Genomic DNA, 24,400 nt, shown 5'->3' with positions numbered 1-24,400 from the left:
CCCTTCGAACAACCAGCAGCGACCCATCAAAAACCCCTCAGGAGCCGAGCCATGGGGCACCCCTTCCCGATCCGGGAAATCGCACGTCAGGCCGGGTTGAGCGAGGCCACGGTGGACCGGGTCCTGAACGGCAGGGGAGGAGTGCGGGAGAGCACCGCGCGTGAGGTGCACCGGGCGATCGCCGACCTGGACCGCCAGCGCACGCAGGTCCGGCTGGTGGGGCGGACGTTCATGGTGGACATCGTGATGCAGTCGCCGGAGCGGTTCTCGACGGCCGTCCGGGCGGCGCTGGAGGCCGAACTTCCGTCCCTGCGTCCGGCGGTGGTCCGCTCCCGCTTCCACTTCCGGGAGACGGGGCCGGTCGGGGAACTGGTCGCGGTGCTGGACCGGATCGGGCGGCGGGGCTCACAGGGGGTGTTCCTCAAGGCGCCGGACGTCTTGGAGGTCACGGCTGCCGTCGGCCGGCTGGCTGCCGCCGGGGTTCCCGTGGTGACGCTGGTGACGGATCTGCCGGCGAGTGCGCGGATCGGGCACGTGGGGAGCGACAACCGGGCGGCGGGGGCGACTGCCGCGTACCTGGTGGGGCAGTGGCTGGGGGACCGGCCGGGCCATGTGCTCACCAGTCTCTCCAGCGGCTCCTTTCGCAACGAGGAGGAACGGGAGATGGGGTTCCGCGCCACGATGCGCGCCCGGTTCCCCGGGCGGGCCCTCGTCGAGATCGCGGAGGGGCAGGGGCTGGACGCCACCCAGTACGACCTGGTGCGGGCCGCGCTGGAACGGGATCCGGGGATCCGGGCGGTGTATTCGATCGGGGGTGGCAACATCGCGACGTTGCGGGCGTTCTCGGACGCGGGGAGGGAGTGTGCGGTGTTCGTGGCACACGATCTCGACCACGACAACACGCGGCTGCTGCGCGAGCACCGGCTGTCCGCCGTACTGCACCACGATCTGCGGCACGACCTGCGTGAGGCGTGTCATCTGGTGATGCGCGCCCACGGCGCCCTGCCGCCGGCGGGGCCCACGCCCCCCTCGGCGATCCAGGTGGTGACCCCGTACAACATGCCCCCGCCGTGACGCGGCTGATTTCCTTCGCCCCCGCCGCCCCTTCCCGTCCCGTCCCTGGGGGCTGCGCCCCCAGACCCCCTTCGCGCAGTTCCCCGCGCCCTGAAGGGGCGCGGGGAACTGCGCGAGCAACCCCCACCGGCCCGCAGGTCCGGGGGCCGAAGGGGCAGCGCCCCTTGGGGGCGAGAGCGCTCAGAGCGTCACCCACGACCCGCTCTCCGCGGACCGCGTCATCGCGTCCAGCGCCGCCGCGCTGTGCACCGCGTCCGCGAGCGACGCCCCGTACGGAACCCCCTCCGCGACCGAGCGCAGGAACCGGTACGCCTCGATCACCTTCAGATCGTCGTACCCCATGGCGTTCGCCGCCCCCGGCTGGAACGCGCCGAACTCCCCGTCCCCCGGCCCGACATAGACCGTACTGACGGGCTGGTCCTGGTACCCCGTCCCCCTGCTGACGCCCAGTTCGTTCAGACGCCGGAAGTCCCAGAACACCGCCCCCTCGGTGCCATGCACCTCGAAGCCGTAGTTGTTCTGCTCCCCGACCGACACCCGGCAGGCTTCCAGTACCCCGCGCGCCCCGGAGGCGAACCGCAGCAGACAGCTGACGTAGTCCTCGTTCTCCACCGGCCCGAGTTCGCCGCCGGCCGCACGGGAGTGGCCGGCCGTCGCCCCCGCCGGGCGGGACCGCTCGGGCACGAAGACCGCCGTGTCCGCGGTCAGCGAGGCGATGTCGCCGAGCAGGAATCGGGCCAGGTCGACGCCGTGCGAGGCCAGATCGCCGAGCACCCCGCTGCCCCCGCGAGCGCGCTCGTAGCGCCAGGTCAGCGCACCCTCGGGATGGGCGGCGTAATCGCTGAACAGCCGGATACGGACATGCGTGACGGTCCCGATGTCCCCGGAGGCGATCAGCTCACGAGCCGCCTCCACCGCGGGCGCGTTGCGGTAGTTGAAGCCGACCGTCCCCTGGACCCCCGCCTTCGTGACCGCGTCCGCGACCGCGCGGGCGTCGTCCGGGCCCAGCCCCACCGGCTTCTCGATCCAGATGTGCTTGCCTGCCTCCGCCATCGCGACAGCGATCTCGCGGTGCAGGAAGTTCGGCGCGGTGATGCTGACGGCCCCCACCCGGAGGTCGGCGGCCACCTCCCGCCAGTCGCGGGTGGTCGAGGCGAACCCGAACTGCGCGGCGGCCTCCTCGGCCCGGCCCGGCACCTCCTCGGCGACCGTGATCAGCTCCGGGCGCAGGGCCAGCTGCGGATAGTGGTGCCGTACGCGCGCGTACGCCTGGGTGTGCACCCGCCCCATCCAGCCGAATCCGACGACGGCGACACCCAGCGCATCCACCATGAAAAGCCTCTCTCCGGCCCGTTCCCCGTGCTGTCCCGCCCACCCTGAGCGGCGACCGGGATCATGTCAACCGTTTGACAGGACAAATGTCGCACCCATCGCGTCGGACCTCATCTGGCGAACAAAATTGTTGACAATCTTGTTTGGCTAGATTTACGTTCGACAGGCACTCACTCAGGGAGGGCAACCATGCCGAACCAAGCCCGTCCGGGCACCGGGGAGCAGGCGAAACAGCTTGCGCTCGGGCAGTTGCGGGAGGCGATCCTGCGCGGCGACATGGCGCCGGCGCAGCGGCTGGTGGAGAACGAACTCGCCGAGCAGTTCGGCGTGACCCGGGCCAGTATCCGGGCCGCGCTGATAGAGCTGGAGTCGCAGGGGCTGGTGGAGCGGATCCGCAACCGTGGGTCACGGGTACGGGTGGTGACCGTGGAGGAAGCGGTCGCCATCACCGAATGCCGCCTGGTCCTCGAAGGTCTCTGCGCGGCGAAGGCGGCGGCCGCCGTCACCGACGCGCAGGTCACCGAGCTCAAGGACCTGGGTACGTCGATGCGCAAGGCCGTGGCCGACGGTGAACCGCTCACCTACTCGGATCTCAACCACGAACTCCACGCCAGGATCCGCGAGTTCTCCGGTCAGCTGACAGCCGTGGAGCTCCTGGAGCGGCTCAACGCCCAACTGGTCCGGCACCGCTTCCAGCTGGCGCTGCGACCGGGGCGTCCGCAGCAGTCCCTGAACGAGCATCTGGCCATGATCGAGGCAATCGCGGCCAGGGACCCGCAGGCGGCCGAGGCGGCCGTCCGCGCCCACCTCACCAGCGTGATCGAGGCGCTGCGCGACTGATCCACGCACCGGGGCGGGCGTCACCTGTCACCAAGGAGATTCTGAGCAATGACGCATGCCAACGCGCCCGCCGCCGTTCCCCGTTCGACGCTCGTCGTCACCGCACACGCGGGCGACTTCGTGTGGCGGGCGGGCGGCGCCATCGCCCTGGCCGCCTCGCGAGGCGAGAAGGTCACCATCGTGTGCCTGACCTTCGGCGAACGCGGCGAGTCCGCCAAGGCGTGGCGGGAGGGCAGGAAGCTGGACGAGATCAAGGCGATACGGCGGGCGGAGGCCGAGAAGGCCGCCGCCACGCTCGGCGCCGACGTCCGCTTCTTCGACGCCGGCGACTATCCGCTGCTCGCGACTCCCGCACTGACCGACCGGCTCGTCGAGGTCTACCGCGCCACCCAGCCCGACGTGGTGCTCACCCACCCCGTCGAGGACCCGTACAACGGTGACCACCCGGCCGCCAACCGCATGGCCCTGGAGGCCCGCGTCCTCGCGCAGGCCATCGGCTACCCGGGCGAGGGCGAGATCATCGGCGCCCCGCCCGTCTTCTACTTCGAGCCGCACCAGCCCGAGATGAGCGGCTTCAGACCCGAGGTCCTGCTCGACATCACCGAGGTGTGGGAGACCAAGCGCAAGGGCATGGAGTGCCTCGCCGCCCAGCGGCACCTGTGGGACTACTACACCGACCTGGCCGTCCGCCGCGGCGTCCAGCTCAAGCGCAACGCCGGCCCCAACCTGGGCCTGCCGCACAAGACCATGGCCGAGGCGTTCATGCGCCCGTACCCGCAGATCGCGAAGGAACTGGCATGAGCGGCGTCGTCGTCACCAACCCCCCGAAGGCCGAGCCCGAGGACGTCGAGGCGCTCGCCGGGTACGGCGTGGCCACGATCAGCGAGGCGATGGGCCGAACCGGTCTGCTCGGCCCCGGAATCCGCCCGGTACAGCAGGGCGTACGGGTCGCGGGCACCGCGGTCACCGTGCTCTCCTGGCCCGGCGACAACCTGATGATCCACGCCGCCGTGGAGCAGTGCGGCGAGGGCGACCTCCTGGTCGTCACCACCACCTCCCCTTCCACCGACGGCATGTTCGGCGAACTGTTCGCCACCGCCCTGCGACGGCGCGGTGTGCGCGGCCTGATCATCAACGCGGGCATCCGCGACACCCAGGAGCTCCGGGAGATGGGCTTCGCCGCCTGGACCCGGGCGGTCTGCGCACAGGGCACCGTGAAGGCCACCGGCGGATCGGTGAACGTACCGGTCGCCGTCGACGGGCAGGTGATCCGTCCCGGCGACGTGATCGTCGCCGACGACGACGGCGTGGTGATCGTCCCCCGCGAGCGCGCCCGCCAGGTCGCGGAGGCGTCCGAGGCACGCGAGAAGAAGGAGGCCGCCTCCCGCGCCGCTTTCATCGAGGGCCAACTCGGTCTGGACCGTTACGGGTTGCGCGAGAAGCTGGAGCAACTGGGCGTGACCTACAAGTCGTACGACGAGTACACGGCCGGGGAAGGCTCGTGACCGCCCCCGACGAGGTGCGCTGCATGCTGATGCGCGGCGGCACGTCGAAGGGCGGCTACTTCCTGGCCGGCGACCTGCCCGCCGATCCCGCGGCCCGCGACGCCCTGCTGCTGCGGATCATGGGCAGTCCGGACCCGCGCCAGATCGACGGCCTGGGCGGCGCCCACCCGCTGACCAGCAAGGTCGCCGTGGTCTCCCGTTCGGCCGACCCGGACGCCGACGTCGACTATCTGTTCCTCCAGGTCTCCGTGGACGCCTGTGAGGTCACCGACCGGCAGAACTGCGGCAACATCCTCGCCGGAGTGGGCCCGTTCGCCGTCGAACGCGGGCTGGTGCCGGCCGGGGACGACCGGACGTCCGTACGCGTCCGCATGCTCAACACCGGCGAGCGTGCCGTCGCCACCTTCCCCACCCCGGGCGGGCGCGTCGACTACACCGGTACGGCCGAGATATCGGGCGTACCGGGCACGGCGGCCCCGGTCGTCATCGAGTTCCCGCAGGGCCCCAGCCCGCTGCTGCCCACCGGCAACGCCCGCGACACCGTCGCCGGCACCGAGGTGACCTGCGTCGACAACGGCATGCCGGTGGTGCTCGTCCCGGCGGCCGCGCTGAAGGCCACCGGGTACGAGACGCCCAAGGACCTGGAGGAGGACATCGTGCTCGCCGACCGCCTCCGGGAGATCCGGCTGGCCGCCGGGCATCTGATGGGCCTCGGGGACGTGGAGGGCGCCACCGTGCCCAAACTGACCCTGCTCGCCCCGCCCCGGCACGGCGGCGCGGTCACCACCCGCACCTTCATCCCCGTGCGCTGCCACACCTCCATCGGCGTCCTGGGCGCCGCGAGCGTGGCCGCCGGACTGCGCGTCCCGGGCGGGGTGGGGGAGGGGATCGCGGAACTCCCCGAGTCCGACCGCGTACGCGTCGAACACCCCACCGGGTTCCTGGAGGTCGACGTCCACGTCGACCCCGGCGCCGCCGTGGTCCGCCGTACCGCCGTCGTCCGCACCGCGCGCAAGATCCTCGACGGCACCGTCTTCCCCCGGTCCGCCGCCACGGCGCCGGTCCCCGCACCACGCCCTGGAGGCACCCATGACTCCGCCGCTCGGTGACATCGCCCATATCGGCCACGCCCAGCTGTTCACACCCGACCTGGACGCCAGCGTCGCCTTCTTCACGGACTACCTGGGCCTGACGGTCAACGGCCGGGACGGCGACACCGTCTATCTGCGTACCTACGACGACTACGAACACCACAGTCTGGTGCTCACCGCCCGCGAACAGCCGGGCCTCGGCCGGCTCGCACTGCGCACCTCGGGCGAGGAGGCGCTGCACCGCCGGGTCGCGGCCCTGGAGGCGGCGGGACGGCCCGGGACATGGGCCGAGGACGAGCCCGGTATCGGCAAGCTGTACCTCACCACCGACCCCGACGGCCACGAGCACGCCCTGTACTGGGAGAGCGAGCACTACCGGGCGCCCGAGGAACTGCGTCCGGCGCTGAAGAACCAGCCGCAGGCCAAACCCAACCGGGGCGTGGGCGTCCGCCGCCTCGACCACGTCAACTTCCTCGCCTCCGACGTCCTCGCCAACGCCGAGTTCCAGGAACAGCTCCTCGGCGCCCGGCCCACCGAGCAGATCAGGCTCGACTCCGGGAGGATCGCCGCCCGTTGGCTGACCTTCACCGACAAGTCGTACGACATCGTCTACACCGAGGACTGGACCGGCTCCTCCGGACGGCTGCACCACATCGCCTTCGCGGCGGACACCCGCGAGGACATCCTGCGCGCCGCCGACCTCGCCATCGACACCGGCGTGTTCATCGAGACGGGCCCGCACAAGCACGCCATCCAGCAGACGTTCTTCCTCTACGTCTACGAGCCCGGCGGCAACCGCATCGAGCTGTGCAATCCGCTCACCCGGCTGGTGCTGGCGCCCGACTGGCCGCTGATCACCTGGACCGAGGCGGAGCGGGCCAGGGGACAGGCCTGGGGTCTGAAGACCATCGAGTCCTTCCACACCCACGGCACCCCGCCGACCGCCTGACGGCGACCGCACCACGGGGTGGGTCACGCGCGCACACCGCCGCGTGACCCACCCCTTAAATTGTTCCTGAGATTGTCAACAAAAGCGTTGACACTTCAGAACGGGGTCCTTAGCGTCGCCCCATCACACGTCCCCTCCAGGGAGACTCCTCCTGGACGAGAGGAAAACAACGATGTCCTCCTCCTCCGCGCTGTCCGCACGCGGCAGCAGACTGGCCCCGCTGGTCGTCGGCCTGTGCTGGCTCGCCGTGCTCTTCGACGGCCTGGACATGTTCATCTACGGCTCGGTGCTGCCCCACATGCTCGAGGAGAAGGCCCTCGGCATCACCTCCGGCCAGGCCGGCGACCTCGGCAGCTACGCCACCTTCGGCATGCTCGTCGGCGCGCTGACCGCGGGGACGGTCGCCGACCGCATCGGCCGCAAGAAGCTGATGGTCTTCTGCGTCACGCTGTTCTCGCTGGCCTCGGGCATCTGCGCGGTCTCGAACGGCGTCGCCGTCTTCGGTCTCGGCCGCACCCTGGCCGGTGTCGGCCTCGGCGGCCTGCTGCCCACCGCGATCAGCATGGTCTCCGACTACGCCCCGCGCACCCGCGCCGCCCTCACCATCGGCCTGCTGATGACCGCCCACCACGCCGGCGGCATCCTCTCCGCCTACGTGGCCCTGTGGATCGTCGAACCGCTCGGCTGGCGCGCCGCTTTCTGGGTGTGTGTGGTCCCGCTGCTCTTCGTCCCCGTGCTCGCCCGCTTCCTGCCCGAGTCGCTGAGCTTCCTGGTCGCCCGGGGCCGCACCGAGGAGGCCGCGGCGCTGGCCGGCCGCTACGACGTCGAGGTGCCCGCCGCCAAGGACCGTACCGGCGGCGCCCCCTGGGCCAACCTGCTGAACCTGTTCCGCGGTGGCGAGTGGGTGCAGACCCTGCTGTACTGGCTGGCCTCGTTCGGCGGCCTGCTCCTCGTCTACGGCGTCGCCACCTGGCTGCCCACGCTGATGCGCAGCGAGGGCTACGAACTCGGCTCCGCGCTCACCTTCGTCGTCCTGTTCAACCTCGGCGGCATCGTGGGCATGCTGGTCGCCGGGCGGGCCTCCGACCGGTTCGGTGCCCCTCGCATCTCGGCGATCTGGTTCGCGCTGACGGCCGCCGGGGTGTTCCTGCTCAGCGTCCACATGCCGCTGACGCTGACCTTCGTGGTCGTCTTCCTCACCGGCGTGTTCCTCAACAGCGCCCAGACGATGATCTACGCGACCGTTTCCATCGGCTCCGCCCCCGCCAACCGCGCGACCGCGGTCGGCTGGACCTCCGGCATGGGCCGCTTCGGCGCGGTCTTCGGACCGTGGCTGGGCGGCCAGTTGCTCGCCGCGGGCCAGGGCGACCGGGGCTTCACGGTTTTCGCGCTGGCCGGCACGGCGTCGATGGTGTTCATCGGGATCGCGGCGCTGCGTACCTCGCGGACGGCACGGCGCGGTGCCGCGCCGCGGCACCTGGTCACCACCGGCTGAGCCCGGCCGCGGGCGACGCCCGACTCGCCCACGTCCCGATGGGGTAGGCTTTGACCTGCGTGATCACGATCGGGACGTGGCGCAGCTTGGTAGCGCACTTGACTGGGGGTCAAGGGGTCGCAGGTTCAAATCCTGTCGTCCCGACGAGTGGTTCGAAAGCCGTACCGGATGCTTTCCGGTACGGCTTTCGGCGTCGCAGACGCGCGGTTTCGTCGTCGGCCGCGGGCCCGCCGTGGCCGCTCGCGCAGTTCCCCGCGCCCCTGGGGGGCGGGTCCGCGCCGCAGACGCGCGGTTTCGTTGCGGGGTGGCGGGCGCGTTGTGGTTGTTCGCGCAGTTCCCCGCGCCCCTTTGAGGTCGGTGCGGTGGGCCCACCTGAAGGGGCGCGGGGAACCGCGCGGGCGGCCCCCACCCACCCGAGGCCGCCCGGGGCGGAGCTCACGCCGGCCCGAAGGCGCTGAACGCCCACCCCGTGGCCCGATGCACCGCGTCCGACGGCAGAGAGGCCCGCGCGTCCCGCAACGCCTCCGCCAACGACAACCCGGCCCCCAGCCCCTTGTGAAGGGCCCCCATCAGGGGGACGACCGCCGCATCGTTGACAGGCGAACTGCACGCCACCACCCCCGCGGTCCCCAACGGCAACAACGCCGTCACCAGGCCCAGCAGTTCATCCGCCCCCACCGACGCGAACCGCGCCGTGTCGCAGCAGGACAGGATGATGCGGTACGGGCTGCGGTCCAGCCGTTCGAAGTCGTGCACGATCAGCGGCCCGTCGGCCATCCGCAGCGACGAGAACATCGGACCGTCCGCGCGGAACGCGCCGTGCGCGGCGATGTGCGCGAGACCCGCCCCGTCCAGCTCGCGCAGCACCCGCGGCACCGTCGCGTCGTCGTCCTCCAGGACCGTCGCACCGCCGTAGCGGACGGCCAGCTCCGGCACCTCCGCACCGCCCGTCGCCAGCCCCGGACCGCGCACCAGCACCTGACGCCCGCCGGGCGGCGGCGCCGTCTCCTTCGCGCGCAGCCAGCTGCTCGCCGACGGCGACACGCTCACCACCCGCTCCCGCAGCGACGGCAGCAGCGCCCACGGCACCCGGTGCAGCCGTCCCGGCGGCACGATCACCACCGGGCCCTCACCGAGATGCGCCGCGGCAGGGCCGAGCAGCAGCTCCTCCAGCCGCCGGCCCGCCGCCTCCACCACCGGAAGCCGCGCCTGCGCCCCCGGATGGGCCAGCCGCCGCAGCCCCGCCTGTATGTGCTCGGCCTCGGTCTCCGCCGCCGCCAGCAGCCCCGCCTCGAACCGCCGCACCCGCCCCCGCCCGCACAGCAGCACCTGCACCCGCCCGTCGAGCACGGCCAGTTCGACCAGGGACGTGTCGTCACCCAGCCGCGCGAGCAGCCGTCCGACGTCGAACCGGTCCCCGCCGTCCGGCGCCTCACCGCGCATGTGCAGCGTCCGGGACCGGATCTCCCGCTCCAGCCGCCGCTGGTCCCGCTCCAGCGCCGGTACGGGCCTGCCCTCCATACGGGCCTCCTCCGCGCGGGCGGCGATCTCCCGGTAGGCGGTCATACCGCTGAGCAGTGCGCGGTCGGCGGGCGGCCGGGTGGGCGGTGCGGACAGCGCGGTGGCCCGCCAGCGTTCGCTCCACACCAGCAGCCGCCGCGGCCCGCCCGAGACCAGGCTGGCCCGCTGGGCGAGCGCGGCCAGCTCCGCGCCCTGCGCGGTGGCGCGGGCCCGCAACTCGGAGGCGCCCAGCGTCATCCGGTGGTCGTCGAGCACGTCCAGGCCGCGCCGGCACGCCTCCAGCACCCCGCGCGGGGAACCGGCGGCCCGCGCGCGCAGCGCCTGCGCGGCCCAGCCCGTCAGCCGCGCGAGCGGCGGCCCGCCGTGCCTGCTCCGCGCGGCGAGCGCGAGATGCCGCTCCGCCTCCGCCGTCCGCCCCAGGTCCAGGGCGATCCGCCCGGCCAGCAGGGACGCCTCGGGGGCGGCCGGCGCCCCGAGTGCGGCCAGCCGCCCGGCCACCGCCGCCGCGTCCGCGACCAGCCGGGCCGAGGCGTGCCCGGCCGCGTGCCGGGCCCCGATGAGCACCAGCCGCGCGTGCGTCTCCCACCAGGTGCGCCGCTGACCGGCGAACAGCCGCACCGCGAGCGCCGCACGAGCGATCGCCGTCTGCGGCTCCCCCGCGAGGCGGGCCGCCCGCGCGGCGGCCAGCAGCAGCTCCGCCTTGCGCGTGGACTGCCCGCCGATGTCGTCCAGCGCTCCGACCGCCGCGTCCGCCTCGGCCAGCGCCTCCGCGGCCAGCCCGGCGGCCATCAGCACCTCGCAGCGCCGGATGTTCAGCATGAACGTCGGCGTGCCCAGCTTGGCGTACCGCTCCTCCGCCTCGTCGAGCAGCCGCAGCGCCGCCGGCATGTCACCCGCGCGGAACGCGGCCAGCCCCCGGCTCTCCACCGCGTCCGCCTTGTCGTGCTCCTGGCCCGTCGTGTCCCACAACGCCTCCGCCGCCGTGAAATCGGCGACCGCCCGCTCCACCGAACCCAGCGCCAGATGCACCGTCGCCCGCAGTGTCAGCGCCCGCGCCGTCCAGATCACGTCCTCGGCCTGCCGCAGCACGGGAATGGCCCGCCGTACGTCCTCCAGCGCCTCCTTGTGATGTCCCAGCACCCACCACGAGTACGCCCGGCGGAACAGCACCCGCGCGCGGGTGTGCCCGCTGCCGCGCTCCACACCGCGCCCCAGCGCGTCCATGCCCTGCCGGGTGCGCCCCGCGTGCACCAGCGCGACCCCGAGCGTGGCGAGGACGTCCGCCTCCCGCTCCGCCGAGTCCGCGCGGGCCGCCCAGGTACGGGCCCGCCGCAGATGGGTCAGGGCCAGCCGCAGATCGCCGAAGTCGCGCTGCCAGATGCCGATCACCTGATGGGCCACGGAGGCGTGCAGGGCCGGGGGACGGTCGCCCAGCACCTGTTCCGCCCTCGCCCGCGCCTCACCGGGGTCGGCGAACACCATCGGCAGCAGTTCCAGCACCGTGTCGCTTCCCGCTGTCACCCCACGATGGTAGTTCTCGGTCATCACGCCTCACAGGTGTGACGCTGTATCAAACCCCCGCTTCACGGCTCTCCTTACACGACAGCTCCGCGGCACCGGCCGCCGTCGCACCAGTGGAGGAACTCCATGGCACCACAGCGATTCCGCGAGCAGTTCACCCAGATCCAGCGCTCCATGCCCGACGTCCCGCTGGCGATGGGGCCGGACGACGCGGGCGAGTTCCTCTACGAGAAGGGTGTCGTCCTCGCCCGTGACGGCGAGGAGGCCCGCGTCGTCGAGGACACCGTGCGGCAGCACTTCACCACCTTCGCCGGCCTCACCCCGGACCAGGTGCGCCGGACGAGCCCGCAGACCAACCGCTCCGGCATCACCCGCATCCGGGTCGCCGACCCCGGCCAGGGCGACGGCAGCGGCGACCCGGCGGTCGCGGGAGCCCTGCGCGCCCTCTCGGCGGCAGAGGACCGCACCGGCCGCCGCCTCGTCAGCCGCAACCACGTGGTGTCCATCGCCGTCAACGCCTGCCCCGGCGACGAGCCCGTGCCCGTGGGACGCGGCGCACGGCCCAACCCGGCCGCCGTGGACGGCGCTCACGACCCCGAGACCGCCGTCGGCGTGCTCGTGATCGACACCGGCCTCATGCACGACCACGGCTCCTACCCGCTGCTCGCCCACACCCGCGGCGACGCGCAGGTGGAGGAGTGCGACGGCGACGGGATCCTGCGGGAGTACTGCGGGCACGGCACGTTCATCGCCGGACTCGTCGCCGCCGTCGCACCCAACACCGACATCACCGTCCGCGGCACGCTCAACGACGCCGGGGCCGTCCTGGAGTCCGAGTTCGGCGAGAAACTCTTCGAGGCCGTGGACCGCGACGGCTGGCCCGACGTCATCAGCCTCTCCGCCGGCACGTCCAACGGCCGCACCGACGGACTCCTCGGCGTCGACGCCTTCATGCGTGAACTGCTCGACCACCCCACGCTGCTGGTCGCCGCCGCGGGCAACAACGGCAGCGCCACCCCCTTCTGGCCCGCCGCCTACGCCGCGCTGCCCGGCTACGAGAACGCCGTCCTGTCCGTCGGCGCGCTGCGCGGGGACGGCGAGTTCGGCGCCTGCTTCAGCAACCACGGCGGCTGGGTGAAGGCGTACGCGCCCGGCGAGCGGCTCACCGGCGCCCTCACCGGCTTCGAGACACCCGTCCCGTACGTGTACCAGCACTCCACGTACGACGCCTGCCGCTATGGCTTCACCTACGCCTGCACCTGTCACCACCCGCGCCACAGCGGCGTGTTGAGCGAGGACGGCACGACCGGCAAGCCGGACCAGGTGATGTTCGAAGGGCTCGCCCAGTGGAGCGGGACCTCGTTCGCCACCCCCGTCGCCGTCGGCATGGTCGCCGCCCACATGACCGCCCAGGCGGAGACCGACCCGCGCAAGGCCCGGCGCCAACTCCTCGACGCGAACACCGAGTACGCACAAGTGCGCGGGGCGCACGTCCCCGCGCTCCTTCCGCCCACCTGGCGCCCCGTGTCCGTCTCACCACCCTCCGCACGGACATGACGACCGGAGCGTTCCCCTCCACGGCGTACGATGACTGGCCGTACACGAGGGGTGTGACCGTGGAGCGTAGGGAAGTCGGCGCGTTGGTCCGGTCCGCTGTCGACGGTGACGCGGCGGCCTGGAAGTCGATCGTGGAAGGGCTCGGCCCACTGGTGTGGTCCGTGGTGCGCTCGCACCGGCTCTCCGACGCCGACGCGCACGAGGTCTACCAGACCGTGTGGTTCCGTTTCGCCCAGCATCTCGGGCGGCTCCGGGAACCCGACAAGGCCGGTTCCTGGCTGGCCAGTACCGCGCGGCACGAATGTCTGAAGGTGCACAGGGACGCCCGCCGGCTGATGCTGACGGACGATCCGCAGCTGCTGGACCGGGTCAGCGAGGACGGTGCGCCGGAGCAGTCGCTGCTGGAGGCGGAGGAGGCGGCCGCACAGAGCGAACGCGTGCGGCGGCTGTGGCAGGAGTTCGAGGAACTGGGCGAGCGGTGCCGGCAGTTGCTGCGCGTACTGATCGCGTCGCCGCCGCCCAGCTATCAGGAGGTGTCCGCCGCGCTCGACATCGCGGTGGGCAGCATCGGACCGCTGCGCCAGCGCTGTCTGCGCCGGCTGAGGGCCCGGCTCGAGGAACGGGGGGCGACGTGAGCGACGGCCTGAACGACGACTTCGACACCGATCTGCTGGAGGAGGAGCTCCGGCAGGCGGCCGCCGTCCTGGACCCGCTCCCTCCGGCGTTGCTGCAGCTCGCGGTCGACGCGTACGCGCTGCACGACCTCGACGCCCGGGTGGCCGAACTGACCTTCGACTCACTGGTCGACGCGATCCCGGTCAGGGGAGCGACGGACGTGCCACGCATGCTCACGTTCACCGCCGGGGAGGTGACGCTGGACGTCGAGGTGACGGCGGAGGGGCTGCTGGGGCAGGTGCTGCCGCCTCAGCCGGGTCGTGTGGAGGTGCTCGGGGGGCCGTCGCAGGCGGTCTCCCTGACCGCCGACGATCTGGGACGCTTCGCCACCACGGATCCGCCCGCCGGTCCGTTCGCCCTCCGTCTGCACACGGGTGCGGACGTGGTCGTCACGGAGTGGCTCCGGGCCTGACGCCTTTGTGGATCGTCGAGGGGCGGTCGTGTCTTCCCGGCGGCCGGCCCGGGTTTTCGCCCCCGCCGCCCCTTCCCGTTCCCGTCCCCGGGGGCCCTGCCCCCGGGCCCCCGCTCCTCAAACGCCGGAGGGGCTGTTCTTGCTGGAGAGCGTGTCGATCAGGGTCGTGAGTGCCGAGGTCAGGTCGTGCAGGCCCTGGGTTGTGGGGCCTCCCGGCTCGGTCATGTATGTGTCGCGGCGGATCTCCACCATCAGCGCCGACACCTCCGCCCGCTCGCCGTAGAACTCCAGCGGTACGTACGTCCCCGCGAACGGGCTGTCCAGCCCCGTCTCCCCGCACCGTGCGAACGCCTCGCGGGCGGCGTCGAGCAGGGCGGCCGGGGTGTGGAACGAGTCGGTCCCCAGGCAGACTTCGGGGCGGGGCCCGTCGCCGTGCAGCTCGTACGGCAGCGGGGCGCTCGGATACGAGTGCACATCGATGATCACGGCCCGCCCGGTCGCCGCGAGCCGGCCGGCGACGGCCTGCGTCATCGCTCGCGCGTACGGCCGGAAGTACCGCTCGACCAGCGGCCCGGGGTCGAAACCGTCGGGCCGCAGCACATCCTTGTGCGTGGTCCGCGTGTAGACCGCGCCCATGCCGACGGCCAGCATCTCCTCCCGCTCGTCCGGGAACCGCTCGGGGTCGACGACCAGCCGCGACAGCCCGTTCACGAACCGCCAGGGCGTGACACCGGCGGCCAGGGCCGCGGCCTCGGCGATCGCCGCGGTGTGCGAGTCGGTGATGTGGTCGAGCTCCCGCTCGAGGCCGGTGTCGTCCAGTACGATCCCGGACCGCGCATCCGCCGGTATCTCCCGCGAGGAATGCGGCACATGCAGGATCACGGGGGAGTCCGGGTCACCGGCCAGAAGTTCGCAGGACGGCGGTGTAGCGGTCATTCGGCTGCTCCAGGGGGATTGTCAGTGGTGCACGGCATGATCAAGGTGCCACATCCCACTGACAACGCCGACCAGCGAGGCCCCTCATGCCGATCAGCAACGAGCAGGTGACCGCCCACCCGTTCCTGAGCGCCCTGTACCGGAGCACCTACTACCCCGACCCTGTGGTGGACCGCGGCCGGGCCGTGCTGCTCGCGCTGTGCGAGCGCATCGAGGCGGAGCGCCCCGCCGGTCTCGCCGCGCTCTACGCGCTGACCCACGCCGCCACCGAGGAGTTCAACGACCTTCAGGACGCCTTCGTGGAGGCGGGCAGCGAGATCGAGACGGTGGCCCGGGACGAGATAGGCGGGGAGTTCCGGTTCGTGGCGCGGGCCTACGGCTTCGCGGACGCCGACATCGAGGAGCTGATCGCCCCGCGGGACTGGTGAGCCGGCACCCGCCGGACACGGCTCCGCCCCGGCCGGGCGCGAGGCCGGCCGGGGCGGAGTACCCGGGGAGCGTCAGCTCAGGGACGCCAGCGCCTCGTTCCACGTGGTGGACGGGCGCATGACCTCGGCGGCCCTGGCCGGGTCGGGCTGGTAGTAGCCGCCGATCTCGGCCGGCTTGCCCTGGACGGCGTTCAGCTCGTCGACGATCGTCGCCTCGTTCGTGGCGAGCACCTCGGCGAGCTGGGCGAACGCCTTCGCCAGGTCGGCGTCGTCGCTCTGCGCGGCCAGTTCCTGCGCCCAGTACAGGGACAGGTAGAAGTGGCTGCCGCGGTTGTCGATGCCGCCGACGCGGCGGGTCGGGGACTTGTCCTCGTTGAGGAAGGTCGCCGTGGCGCGGTCGAGGGCGTCGGCGAGCACCTTGGCCCGCGTGTTGCCCGTGACCGAGGCGTACTGCTCCAGCGACGGCACCAGCGCGAAGAACTCACCGAGGGAGTCCCAGCGCAGGTAGTTCTCCTTGACCAGCTGCTGCACGTGCTTCGGCGCGGAGCCGCCCGCACCGGTCTCGAACAGGCCGCCGCCCGCCATCAGCGGGACGACCGACAGCATCTTGGCGCTGGTGCCCAGCTCCAGGATGGGGAACAGGTCGGTGAGGTAGTCGCGCAGCACGTTGCCGGTGACCGAGATGGTGTCCTCGCCGCGGCGGATGCGCTCCACCGACAGCTTGGTGGCCTCCACCGGGTTCAGGACGCGGATGTCCAGGCCCTCGGTGTCGTGCTCCGTGAGGTACTGCTCCACCTTGGCGATCAGGTTGGCGTCGTGGGCGCGGGTGGCGTCCAGCCAGAAGACGGCCGGGGCGCCGGTGGCGCGGGCGCGGGTGACGGCCAGCTTGACCCAGTCGCGGATCGGCGCGTCCTTGGTCTGGCAGGCGCGGAAGATGTCACCGGCGGAGACGGTCTGCTCGAGGACGGTGTTGCCGGCCTGGTCGACCAGCCGGACCGTGCCCGTGGTGGGGATCTCGAAGGTCTTGTCGTGGCTGCCGTACTCCTCGGCCTTCTGCGCCATCAGACCGACGTTCGGCACCGAGCCCATGGTGGACGGGTCGTAGGCGCCGTTGGCCCGGCAGTCCTCGATCACGGCCTGGTAGACACCGGCGTAGCTGGAGTCCGGGAGCACCGCGAGGGTGTCGGCCTCCTGGCCGTCCGGGCCCCACATGTGACCCGACGTGCGGATCATGGCCGGCATGGACGCGTCGACGATGACGTCCGAGGGGACGTGCAGGTTGGTGATGCCCTTGTCGGAGTCGACCATCGCCAGCTCCGGGCCCTCGACGAGCTCGGCGTCGAAGGACGCCTTGATCTCGGCGCCCTCGGGCAGCGACTCCAGGCCCTTGTAGATGCCGCCCAGACCGTCGTTCGGGGTCAGGCCGGCCGCGGCGAGCTTGTCGCCGTACCGCGCGAACGTCTTCGGGAAGAAGGCGCGCACCACATGGCCGAAGACGATCGGGTCGGAGACCTTCATCATCGTGGCCTTCAGGTGCACGGAGAACAGCACGCCCTCCTGCTTGGCGCGGGCGACCTGCGCGGTCAGGAACTCACGCAGCGCGGCGACGCGCATCACGGAGGCGTCGACGACCTCGTCCTTCTTCACCGGCACGGACTCGCGCAGCACGGTGGTGGTGCCGTCGTCGCCGACCAGCTCGATGCGCAGCGCGCCGTCCTCGGCGATGACGGCGGACTTCTCGGTGGAGCGGAAGTCGTTCTCACCCATGGTCGCCACATTGGTCCTGGACTCGCCGGACCAGGCGCCCATGCGGTGCGGGTGGGTCTTGGCGTAGTTCTTCACCGAGGCGGGGGCGCGGCGGTCGGAGTTGCCCTCGCGCAGCACCGGGTTCACGGCCGAACCCTTGACCTTGTCGTAGCGGGCGCGGATGTCGCGCTCCTCGTCGGTCTTCGGGTCGTCCGGGTACGCCGGCAGCGCGTAGCCCTGACCCTGCAGCTCGGCGATCGCGGCCTTGAGCTGGGGGATCGACGCCGAGATGTTCGGCAGCTTGATGATGTTGGCCGCCGGCGTCTTCGCCAGCTCACCGAGCTCCGAGAGGGCGTCCGGGACACGCTGGTCCTCGGCCAGGTACTCCGGGAACAGGGCGATGATGCGCCCGGCCAGCGAGATGTCACGCGTCTCCACGGTGACACCCGCCTGAGAGGCGTACGCCCGGACCACCGGCAGGAAGGAATACGTCGCCAGGGCCGGGGCCTCGTCAGTGTGCGTATAGATGATGGTCGAGTCAGTCACCGGGTGCTCCGCTCCACGTCTGCAACATTGCTCGACATCAAGATATCTCGTGACCGGCCGGGGCTCGACAGGGGTCCGCGCCCACTTCCGGTCGATCTCCCGCCGCGGGCCTTCCCGGGCGGCGGGAGATCACCCGGCCGGTGCGCTCAGATGGGCCGGGTGGCCGTCATGTCGTCCTCCGCGGCGTCCGTGTCGCGCTGCTGCGGGAACACCACCGAGCCCTGCTGGAGTGCCACCGTCCGGGCCGGTGACGGGATGCGGATGCCCTCCTCGCGGTAGCGGCGGTGCAGACGCTTGATGAACTCGTGCTTGATCCGGTACTGGTCGCTGAACTCGCCGACGCCCAGAATCACGGTGAAGCCGATCCGGGAGTCCCCGAAGGTGTGGAACCGCACCGCCGGCTCGTGCTCCGGCACCGCCCCGGTGATCTCCGTCATCACGTCGGCGACCACGTCCTTCGTCACCCGCTCCACCTGCTCGAGGTCACTGTCGTACGACACCCCGGCCTGGACCAGGATGGTCAGCTGCTGCTCGGGACGCATGAAGTTGGTCATGTTCGTCTTGGCGAGCTGCCCGTTCGGGATGACCACCAGGTTGTTGGACAGCTGACGCACGGTCGTCTGGCGCCAGTTGATGTCCTCGACATAGCCCTCCTCACCGCTGCTGAGCCGGATGTAGTCACCCGGCTGCACGGTCTTGGAGGCGAGGATGTGGATGCCCGCGAACAGGTTGGCGAGCGTGTCCTGCAGCGCCAGCGCGACCGCCAGACCGCCGACGCCGAGGGCGGTGAGCAGCGGGGCGATCGAGATGCCCAGCGTCTGCAGCGCCACCAGGAAGCCGATCGCGAGGACCAGGATCCTGGTGATGTTCATGAAGATGGTCGCCGACCCGGCGACCCCGGAGCGGGACTGGGTGACGGAACGCACCAGCCCCGCCACCACCCGTGCCGCCGAGATCGTCGCGGCGAAGATGACCAGCAGCGTCAGCGTCTGGTTGACGCTGTGCTGCACGGCGCGGGTCAGCGGCAGCGCCGCCGCCGCGGAGGCCGCACCCGCCGCGATCGCCGCCCAGGGCGCGATCATGCGCAGCGCGTCCACGAGGACGTCGTCCCCGCGCCAGCGGGTGCGATCGGCGTGCCTGCCCAGCCAGCGCAGCAGCATCCGCAGCAGGAACGCCGCCAGCAGGCCGGCCACGACAGCGATACCGGCGTACGCCAGATCGTGTCCGGTGAGGGCTCGGGTCACCGCTCACCTCCGGCGGACACCCGGGCCGACGGGCGTATGTGCATTCGTGTCACGTGTCGTCACCTGTTCGAGTTCTACGGGAAGTAGGCGCGCCGACCGTCCCTGACCTGCGGTCGGCGCGATCGCTCATCCTGCCGTATCCCACCGGGCGGCTCGCACCAACGGGCCCGGCCCGGCGGTCAGATGACCTTCAGCCGTACCAGCACGCCCAGCGTCAGCGCCCCCGGCAGCAGCGGCAGCCACATCGTGATGATCCGGAAGACCAGCACCACCGCCGTGGCCACCGCCGCCGCGCCGCCCACCGCCACCAGCGCCACCACGAGCGCCGCCTCGACGGAGCCGATCCCGCCGGGAGTCGGCACCAGCGCCACCGCGACCGTCGCCGCCAGATACGCCACCGCCATGTGCGCGGGCGGCACCGCGAGCCCGAACGCCAGCCCCACCAGTACCAGCGCCGCCGCCTGCAGCGCGGGGAAGGCCAGCGCCCCGCCCCACAGCGCCAGCGCCCGCGACGGCAGGGCGTGCACCGACCGCGCCTCGCCCAGCGCCGTCCGCAGGAACCCCACGACCATGCGCCGCAGCCGCCGTACGGCCGTCAGCGCCACCACGACGACGGCCAGCAGCCCGCCGACCGCGAGCAGCAGCGGACCGAACGTCCCCTCGGGCAGCAGCGAACCGAACCGCAGCGCGCCGGGGAACGCCACCAGCAGAGCCGCCAGCAGCCCCACCCGGCCGGCCGACTCCGCCAGCAGATACAGCGCCAGTGCCGCCGAGGAACGGGCCGGCGGGAGCCCGCACACCGTCATGAACCGCAGATTGACCGCGCTCGCGCCCAGCCCCGTGGGCAGCAGATGGTTCGCCGCGCCCGCCGCGAACTGCGTGGCCAGCAGCCGCCGTCGGGGCAGCCGTTCCAGCACCGCGCCCTGCCGGGTGCACGCGGCCGCCACCCAGGTCAGACAGGTCGCGCCGGCCGCCGCCAGCAGCCAGGGCCAGCGGGCCGTCGCCAACTGGGCGAACCCCTCGGCCAGCACCGACCGGTGCCGCACCGCGACCACGGTCACCAGCAGCAGCGGCAGCACACACAGGATCCGGCGGATCGTCCCCGTCACAGCCCCCGAGGATGTCCGGCGCGCGACAACGGCGGGTTGCGGCGGCCCGGACGCCCGCTGACGGCCGGGCAGCGGGGCGGGGCCGTCCTTGACCTCAATCATGCTCGAGGTTCTACTGTCGTCCGCATGAGCATGGAGACCACAGCGTGGACACAGCTGCGCAGCGTCATGACCGCCGAGGACGAGCACCGACCCCTGACAAGGGCGACACTGCGCCGCATCGGCGCCTTCGCCCGCCCGCACCGCCGCCGGCTGATCCTGTTCGTGCTCCTCGGCACGGCGACGGCCGCGCTCGCCGTCGCCACCCCCGTACTCGCCGGGCGGGTCATGGACGCCATCGTCTCCGGCGGCGCCGAGGCCACGGTCGTACGCCTGGCGCTGCTCATCGCGCTGATCGCCGTCGCGGAGGCGGCCCTCGGCGTCCTCGGGCGCCGGCTGTCGGCGGCTCTCGGCGAGGAACTCATCCTCGACCTGAGGACGGCGGTCTTCGACCATGTACAGCGGATGCCGGTCGCGTTCTTCACACGCACTCGTACGGGAGCGCTGGTCTCCCGTCTCAACAACGACGTCATCGGCGCGCAACGCGCCTTCAGCAACACCCTGTCGACCGTGGTCGGCAACCTCGTCACCCTCGTGCTCACCCTCGCCGTCATGCTCACCCTCTCCTGGCAGATCACCCTGCTCGCGCTGGCCCTGCTGCCGGTGTTCGTGATCCCGGCCCGCCGCATGGGCCGGCGGATGGCCGGGATGCAGCGTGAGGCCGCCGCCCTGAACGCCGCCATGGGCACCCGGATGACCGAGCGGTTCTCCGCCCCCGGCGCCACCCTGGTCAAACTGTTCGGACGCCCCGAGGAGGAGTCGGAGCAGTTCGCCGTCCGCGCCCGCCGCGTACGGGACATCGGCGTCCGTACGGCCACGGCGCAGACGGTGTTCATCACCGCCCTGACCCTCGTCTCCGCCCTCGCGCTCGCCCTCGTCTACGGCGTCGGCGGCCGGCTCGCCCTCGACGGCACCCTGGAACCCGGCGCCGTGGTGGCCCTTGCCCTGCTGCTCACCCGGCTCTACGCCCCGCTCACCTCCCTCGCCGGGGCACGGGTCGAGGTGATGAGCGCGCTGGTCAGCTTCGAGCGGGTCTTCGAGGTCCTCGACCTGGAGCCCCTCATCCAGGAGAAGCCGGACGCCCGCGAACTGCCCGAGGGCCCGGTCTCCGTCGAGTTCGACGACGTCCGCTTCGGCTACCCGTCCGCCGACAAGGTCTCCCTGGCCTCCCTGGAGGAGGTGGCCACCCTCGACACACGCGGCGGTGACGTGGTTCTGCACGGCATCTCCTTCCGCGCCGAACCCGGGCAGACCGTCGCCCTGGTCGGCTCCTCCGGCGCGGGCAAGTCGACCATCGCCGGGCTCCTGCCGCGGCTGTACGACGTCGACTCGGGCGCCGTACGCGTAGGCGGCGTCGACGTCCGCGAGCTGACCGCCGCCTCGCTGCGTGCCACTCTCGGGATGGTTACCCAGGACGGTCATCTCTTCCACGACACCGTGCGCGCCAACCTGCTCCTGGCCCGTCCGGAGGCGGCCGAGTCCGAACTGTGGGACGCCCTTCGCCGCGCCCGCCTCGACACCCTCGTACGCGCCCTGCCCGACGGTCTGGACACGGTCGTGGGGGAGCGGGGCTACCGGCTCTCGGGCGGTGAACGCCAGCGCATGACCATCGCCCGGCTGCTGCTGGCCCGTCAGCGGGTCGTCATCCTCGACGAGGCCACCGCACACCTGGACAACACCTCCGAGGCGGCCGTGCAGGAGGCGCTCACGGAGGCACTGGAGGGCAGGACGGCGGTCGTCATCGCCCACCGGCTGTCCACCGTCCGGGCCGCCGACCTGATCCTGGTGGTCGAGGCCGGCCGGATCGTGGAACGCGGCACGCACGAGGAACTGCTGGCCGCCGGCGGACGCTACGCCGAGCTGTACCGCACCCAGTTCGAACGGCAGCCGGGGGAGACGGTGGTGGTCTAGGCCGGACATGCGGAAGGGGAGGGACACCTGTGGGCGTCCCTCCCCTTCCGCATGGTGTTCCGGCTGCCGCTACCGGGTCCGCGCGGCGGTCCTCGTCCGCTCCGGGCGGTCCTCGGCGCCGGACTTCACCCGCCCGGAGCCGCCCCGGCCCCGGCCGCGGCCGCCCTTGCGGCCACTGCCGTACGCGTCGAGCCGGATGGCGAGCGGCGACGCGGTCAGGACCGACGAGTACGTGCCCACCAGCATGCCGATCAGCAGGGCGAGCGCGAAGTCGGTCAGCGAGTCGCCGCCCAGCAGGGCCAGCGCGGCCAGGATGAAGATCACGCCGATACCGGTGTTGACGGTACGCGGCACCGTCTGCAGGATCGCCCGGTTGGTGACCTGCGCCAACGGTGCCTTGCTGTCCTTCCGCCACAGCTCGCGGATGCGGTCGAAGACCACGACGGAGTCGTTCACCGAGTAACCGATGACGGTGAGCAGCGCCGCCAGGAACACCCCGTCGATCGGCTTGCCCAGCCACGCGAAGATTCCGGTCAGGATGACCACGTCGTGGGCGAGCGCGCTGACCGCGCCGGTGCCGAACATCCAGCGGAACCGGAAGGCGAGGTACAGCAGCTGGGCGCCGAGGGCCAGCCCGAGCGCGATCAGCGCGTTGCGGCGCAGCTCGTCACCGAGGCTCGGGCCGATCAGCTCGTCGCGGACCTTCTCCGCCCCGCCGCCGGCCCCGTCGATCGCCTCGGCCACCGCGACGGCCTGCGCGTTGGTCAGCTCCTCGGTGCGCACCGTCAGCCGGTTGTCGCCGGAGGACTGCACGACGGCCTGCGGGAAACCGGCGTCGGAGAGCGCCTCACGGGCGTGGTCCGGGTCGACGGTGTTCGTGGTGGAGTACTCGATCAGCCGGCCGCCGGTGAACTCCACACCGAAGTTCAGCCCGCGCACCGCGATGCCCGAGCCGGCGACGACCAGCACCACGGCGGAGACCGCCAGCCAGCGGCGCGGGTGCCGCATCAGCTGGGGGTCGCGCCGAGTGAGGTAGGTACGGACCCGGCCGATGGACGCCAGACCGGTCATCTTCGGACGGCGGTGCACCCAGCGGCGGGCCACGGCGAACTCGGCCAGCACCCGGGTGATCACCAGGGCGCTGATCATGGACGCGAGGACACCGATCCCCAGCGTCACACCGAAGCCCTTCACCGGCCCGGAGGCGAGCACGAACAGCAGCGCGGCCGCGATCAGGGTGGTGACGTTGGAGTCCGCGATGGCGCTGAACGCGCCCTTGAAGCCGGCGGTCAGAGCCGAGCGGCTGCTCGGCCGGTTACGGGCGCCGTACTCCTCCCGGGCCCGTTCGAAGACCAGCACGTTGGCGTCCACGGCCATGCCGATGGCCAGCACGAAACCGGCCAGACCGGGCAGCGTCAGGGTCGCGCCGAGGGCCGCCAGACCGGCGTAGGAGATCAGGCCGTAGCAGAGCAGCGCCAGGGTGGCGAGGACACCCATGAGGCGGTAGACGACGATGATGAAGAGCGCGGTCAGCGCGGTGCCGACGACGGCCGCCCAGGCGCTGGCCTCGATGGCCTCGGCGCCCAGCGTCGGGCCGACCGTCCGCTGCTCCACCGTCTCGACCGGCACCGGCAGCGCGCCGCCCTTGACCAGCAGGGCGAGCTCCTTGGCCTCGTCGCTGGTGAACGAACCGGTGATCTGGGTGGACCCGCCGGTGATGCCCGCGCCGCAGGCGACGGACGGGTCGACCTGGGGCGAGGAGATGATCTTGTTGTCGAGGACGATCGCGACCCTGCGCTGTGGATCGCCCGCCGGGTGGCAGGCGGCCTCGCCGGTCAGCTTCGCCCAGCCCTTGTCGTCCTCGAAGTCCACGGTGACATGCCAGCCGGCGCCGCTCTGCTGGTCGAAGAGGGCCTCGGCGTCCTTCACGTCCTGGCCGGTCAGCGCCGCGTCGGCCAGCCGGAGCTGTTCACCGGTCTGCTCGTCGGGCAGGAGACGCTCGCCCTCCTTCGCCTTGTCGGTCGCGGCGGCGGCGCCGAGCACCGAGTGCACGGACAGCTGCGCGGTGCGTCCGAGGACGTCCGCGGCCTTGCGCGGATCCTGGACGCCGGGCAGCTCGACGATGATGCGGTTGTCCCCGGAGCGGACGATGCTCGGTTCGGCGACGCCGAGCGCGTCGACCCGGCCGCGCAGCACCTCCAGGGTGCGGTCGGTGGCCGCCCCGTCGGCCTTCACGGTCTCGGTGGAACGGGTCTCCAGCACGATCTGGGTGCCGCCCCGCAGATCCAGGCCCAGACGGACCGGGACGGTGACGGCGATGAACACGGATACGGCGATCACGGCGAGCGCGAACAACGCCCTGACGCGGGCGGGACGTTTCACAGATGCCTCCAGCAGGCACGCGGAAAA

The 24,400-nt window shown here is 72.1% G+C and carries 19 protein-coding genes and 1 tRNA gene; 13 read left to right on the top strand and 7 right to left on the bottom strand.

Annotated elements, in window-relative coordinates:
* Positions 1-51: 51 nt before the first annotated feature.
* Complete coding sequence (locus tag ACGFR9_RS30025) at positions 52-1,074, top strand: LacI family DNA-binding transcriptional regulator (RefSeq protein WP_393214564.1); 1,023 nt, start codon at positions 52-54, stop codon at positions 1,072-1,074.
* Positions 1,075-1,254: 180 nt separating this feature from the next.
* Here the strand turns inward: ACGFR9_RS30025 and ACGFR9_RS30020 are convergent, their stop codons facing one another.
* The gene (locus ACGFR9_RS30020) at positions 1,255-2,406 is read right to left on the bottom strand and encodes a Gfo/Idh/MocA family protein (RefSeq protein WP_393214561.1); all 1,152 of its coding nucleotides are present in this window, start codon (positions 2,404-2,406) and stop codon (positions 1,255-1,257) included.
* A gap of 189 nt (positions 2,407-2,595) precedes the next feature.
* On the opposite strand from ACGFR9_RS30020, the gene ACGFR9_RS30015 reads away from it, so the two are divergent.
* The 7 genes from ACGFR9_RS30015 to ACGFR9_RS29985 all read left to right on the top strand — a co-directional run bounded on the left by ACGFR9_RS30015 (position 2,596) and on the right by ACGFR9_RS29985 (position 8,430).
* Complete coding sequence (locus ACGFR9_RS30015; protein ID WP_311640548.1) at positions 2,596-3,246, top strand: GntR family transcriptional regulator; 651 nt, start codon at positions 2,596-2,598, stop codon at positions 3,244-3,246.
* A 48-nt stretch (positions 3,247-3,294) separates the two neighbouring features.
* Positions 3,295-4,047 (top strand): PIG-L deacetylase family protein, encoded by a 753-nt coding sequence (locus ACGFR9_RS30010; RefSeq protein WP_393214558.1) that lies wholly within the window; start codon positions 3,295-3,297, stop codon positions 4,045-4,047.
* The gene (locus ACGFR9_RS30005) at positions 4,044-4,751 is read left to right on the top strand and encodes a 4-carboxy-4-hydroxy-2-oxoadipate aldolase/oxaloacetate decarboxylase (RefSeq protein WP_393214555.1); all 708 of its coding nucleotides are present in this window, start codon (positions 4,044-4,046) and stop codon (positions 4,749-4,751) included. The genes ACGFR9_RS30010 and ACGFR9_RS30005 overlap by 4 nt, the downstream gene beginning before the upstream one ends.
* Positions 4,752-4,774: 23 nt before the next feature.
* Positions 4,775-5,860 (top strand): 4-oxalomesaconate tautomerase, encoded by a 1,086-nt coding sequence (locus tag ACGFR9_RS30000; RefSeq protein ID WP_393214707.1) that lies wholly within the window; start codon positions 4,775-4,777, stop codon positions 5,858-5,860.
* Positions 5,841-6,791, top strand: coding sequence for a catechol 2,3-dioxygenase (locus ACGFR9_RS29995; RefSeq protein WP_393214553.1), 951 nt, complete (start codon positions 5,841-5,843; stop codon positions 6,789-6,791). The genes ACGFR9_RS30000 and ACGFR9_RS29995 overlap by 20 nt, the downstream gene beginning before the upstream one ends.
* 172 nt (positions 6,792-6,963) lie before the next feature.
* A complete protein-coding gene (locus tag ACGFR9_RS29990) occupies positions 6,964-8,286 on the top strand; it encodes an MFS transporter (protein WP_393214550.1) in 1,323 nt (440 codons plus the stop codon).
* Between the two features lie 70 nt (positions 8,287-8,356).
* Positions 8,357-8,430, top strand: a tRNA-Pro gene (locus ACGFR9_RS29985).
* A 291-nt stretch (positions 8,431-8,721) separates the two neighbouring features.
* Here the strand turns inward: ACGFR9_RS29985 and ACGFR9_RS29980 are convergent.
* Positions 8,722-11,352 carry a CHAT domain-containing protein gene (locus ACGFR9_RS29980; protein ID WP_393214548.1) on the bottom strand — a complete coding sequence of 877 codons (2,631 nt, stop codon included), beginning with the start codon at positions 11,350-11,352 and terminating at the stop codon, positions 8,722-8,724.
* A 102-nt stretch (positions 11,353-11,454) separates the two neighbouring features.
* On the opposite strand from ACGFR9_RS29980, the gene ACGFR9_RS29975 reads away from it, so the two are divergent.
* Genes ACGFR9_RS29975 through ACGFR9_RS29965 form a run of 3 tightly spaced genes read left to right on the top strand, consistent with a single transcriptional unit; the run spans position 11,455 to position 13,972 of the window.
* Positions 11,455-12,885 carry a S8/S53 family peptidase gene (locus ACGFR9_RS29975; RefSeq protein WP_393214545.1) on the top strand — a complete coding sequence of 477 codons (1,431 nt, stop codon included), beginning with the start codon at positions 11,455-11,457 and terminating at the stop codon, positions 12,883-12,885.
* A 59-nt stretch (positions 12,886-12,944) separates the two neighbouring features.
* Complete coding sequence (locus ACGFR9_RS29970; RefSeq protein ID WP_030226003.1) at positions 12,945-13,520, top strand: RNA polymerase sigma factor; 576 nt, start codon at positions 12,945-12,947, stop codon at positions 13,518-13,520.
* Complete coding sequence (locus tag ACGFR9_RS29965; protein WP_393214542.1) at positions 13,517-13,972, top strand: hypothetical protein; 456 nt, start codon at positions 13,517-13,519, stop codon at positions 13,970-13,972. The genes ACGFR9_RS29970 and ACGFR9_RS29965 overlap by 4 nt, the downstream gene beginning before the upstream one ends.
* A 117-nt stretch (positions 13,973-14,089) precedes the next feature.
* On the opposite strand, the gene ACGFR9_RS29960 is transcribed toward ACGFR9_RS29965, so the two are convergent.
* A complete protein-coding gene (locus tag ACGFR9_RS29960) occupies positions 14,090-14,908 on the bottom strand; it encodes an N-formylglutamate amidohydrolase (protein ID WP_393214539.1) in 819 nt (272 codons plus the stop codon).
* Positions 14,909-14,994: 86 nt separating this feature from the next.
* Between ACGFR9_RS29960 and ACGFR9_RS29955 the strand changes: the two genes are divergently transcribed.
* A complete protein-coding gene (locus ACGFR9_RS29955; RefSeq protein WP_393214536.1) occupies positions 14,995-15,336 on the top strand; it encodes a DUF5713 family protein in 342 nt (113 codons plus the stop codon).
* Positions 15,337-15,408: 72 nt separating this feature from the next.
* Here the strand turns inward: ACGFR9_RS29955 and ACGFR9_RS29950 are convergent, their stop codons facing one another.
* From ACGFR9_RS29950 to ACGFR9_RS29940, 3 genes are all read right to left on the bottom strand, one after another.
* Positions 15,409-17,628 carry an NADP-dependent isocitrate dehydrogenase gene (locus ACGFR9_RS29950; protein WP_393214534.1) on the bottom strand — a complete coding sequence of 740 codons (2,220 nt, stop codon included), beginning with the start codon at positions 17,626-17,628 and terminating at the stop codon, positions 15,409-15,411.
* Between the two features lie 146 nt (positions 17,629-17,774).
* A complete protein-coding gene (locus ACGFR9_RS29945) occupies positions 17,775-18,872 on the bottom strand; it encodes a mechanosensitive ion channel family protein (protein ID WP_393214531.1) in 1,098 nt (365 codons plus the stop codon).
* A 179-nt stretch (positions 18,873-19,051) separates the two neighbouring features.
* Complete coding sequence (locus ACGFR9_RS29940; protein WP_393214704.1) at positions 19,052-19,951, bottom strand: YbhN family protein; 900 nt, start codon at positions 19,949-19,951, stop codon at positions 19,052-19,054.
* 162 nt (positions 19,952-20,113) lie between these two features.
* On the opposite strand from ACGFR9_RS29940, the gene ACGFR9_RS29935 reads away from it, so the two are divergent.
* Entirely contained in the window at positions 20,114-21,991 is a 1,878-nt protein-coding gene (locus ACGFR9_RS29935; RefSeq protein ID WP_393214702.1) for an ABC transporter ATP-binding protein, read from the top strand.
* Between the two features lie 69 nt (positions 21,992-22,060).
* On the opposite strand, the gene secD is transcribed toward ACGFR9_RS29935, so the two are convergent.
* Complete coding sequence (secD, locus tag ACGFR9_RS29930; RefSeq protein WP_393214528.1) at positions 22,061-24,373, bottom strand: protein translocase subunit SecD; 2,313 nt, start codon at positions 24,371-24,373, stop codon at positions 22,061-22,063.
* Positions 24,374-24,400 lie beyond the last annotated feature (27 nt).

It is taken from the genome of Streptomyces sp. NPDC048584 (assembly GCF_043199595.1).
In the GTDB taxonomy this organism is placed as follows: domain Bacteria; phylum Actinomycetota; class Actinomycetes; order Streptomycetales; family Streptomycetaceae; genus Streptomyces; species Streptomyces edwardsiae.
This window is presented reverse-complemented; position numbering and strand designations above follow the sequence as displayed.

Coding starts and splice junctions, on each gene's coding strand:
- ACGFR9_RS30025 (WP_393214564.1), top strand. CDS start 52: ATGGGGCACCCCTTCCCGATCCGGGAAATCGCACGTCAGGCCGGGTTG.
- ACGFR9_RS30020 (WP_393214561.1), bottom strand. CDS start 2,406: ATGGTGGATGCGCTGGGTGTCGCCGTCGTCGGATTCGGCTGGATGGGG.
- ACGFR9_RS30015 (WP_311640548.1), top strand. CDS start 2,596: ATGCCGAACCAAGCCCGTCCGGGCACCGGGGAGCAGGCGAAACAGCTT.
- ACGFR9_RS30010 (WP_393214558.1), top strand. CDS start 3,295: ATGACGCATGCCAACGCGCCCGCCGCCGTTCCCCGTTCGACGCTCGTC.
- ACGFR9_RS30005 (WP_393214555.1), top strand. CDS start 4,044: ATGAGCGGCGTCGTCGTCACCAACCCCCCGAAGGCCGAGCCCGAGGAC.
- ACGFR9_RS30000 (WP_393214707.1), top strand. CDS start 4,775: ATGCTGATGCGCGGCGGCACGTCGAAGGGCGGCTACTTCCTGGCCGGC.
- ACGFR9_RS29995 (WP_393214553.1), top strand. CDS start 5,841: ATGACTCCGCCGCTCGGTGACATCGCCCATATCGGCCACGCCCAGCTG.
- ACGFR9_RS29990 (WP_393214550.1), top strand. CDS start 6,964: ATGTCCTCCTCCTCCGCGCTGTCCGCACGCGGCAGCAGACTGGCCCCG.
- ACGFR9_RS29980 (WP_393214548.1), bottom strand. CDS start 11,352: ATGACCGAGAACTACCATCGTGGGGTGACAGCGGGAAGCGACACGGTG.
- ACGFR9_RS29975 (WP_393214545.1), top strand. CDS start 11,455: ATGGCACCACAGCGATTCCGCGAGCAGTTCACCCAGATCCAGCGCTCC.
- ACGFR9_RS29960 (WP_393214539.1), bottom strand. CDS start 14,908: ATGACCGCTACACCGCCGTCCTGCGAACTTCTGGCCGGTGACCCGGAC.
- ACGFR9_RS29955 (WP_393214536.1), top strand. CDS start 14,995: ATGCCGATCAGCAACGAGCAGGTGACCGCCCACCCGTTCCTGAGCGCC.
- ACGFR9_RS29935 (WP_393214702.1), top strand. CDS start 20,114: ATGGAGACCACAGCGTGGACACAGCTGCGCAGCGTCATGACCGCCGAG.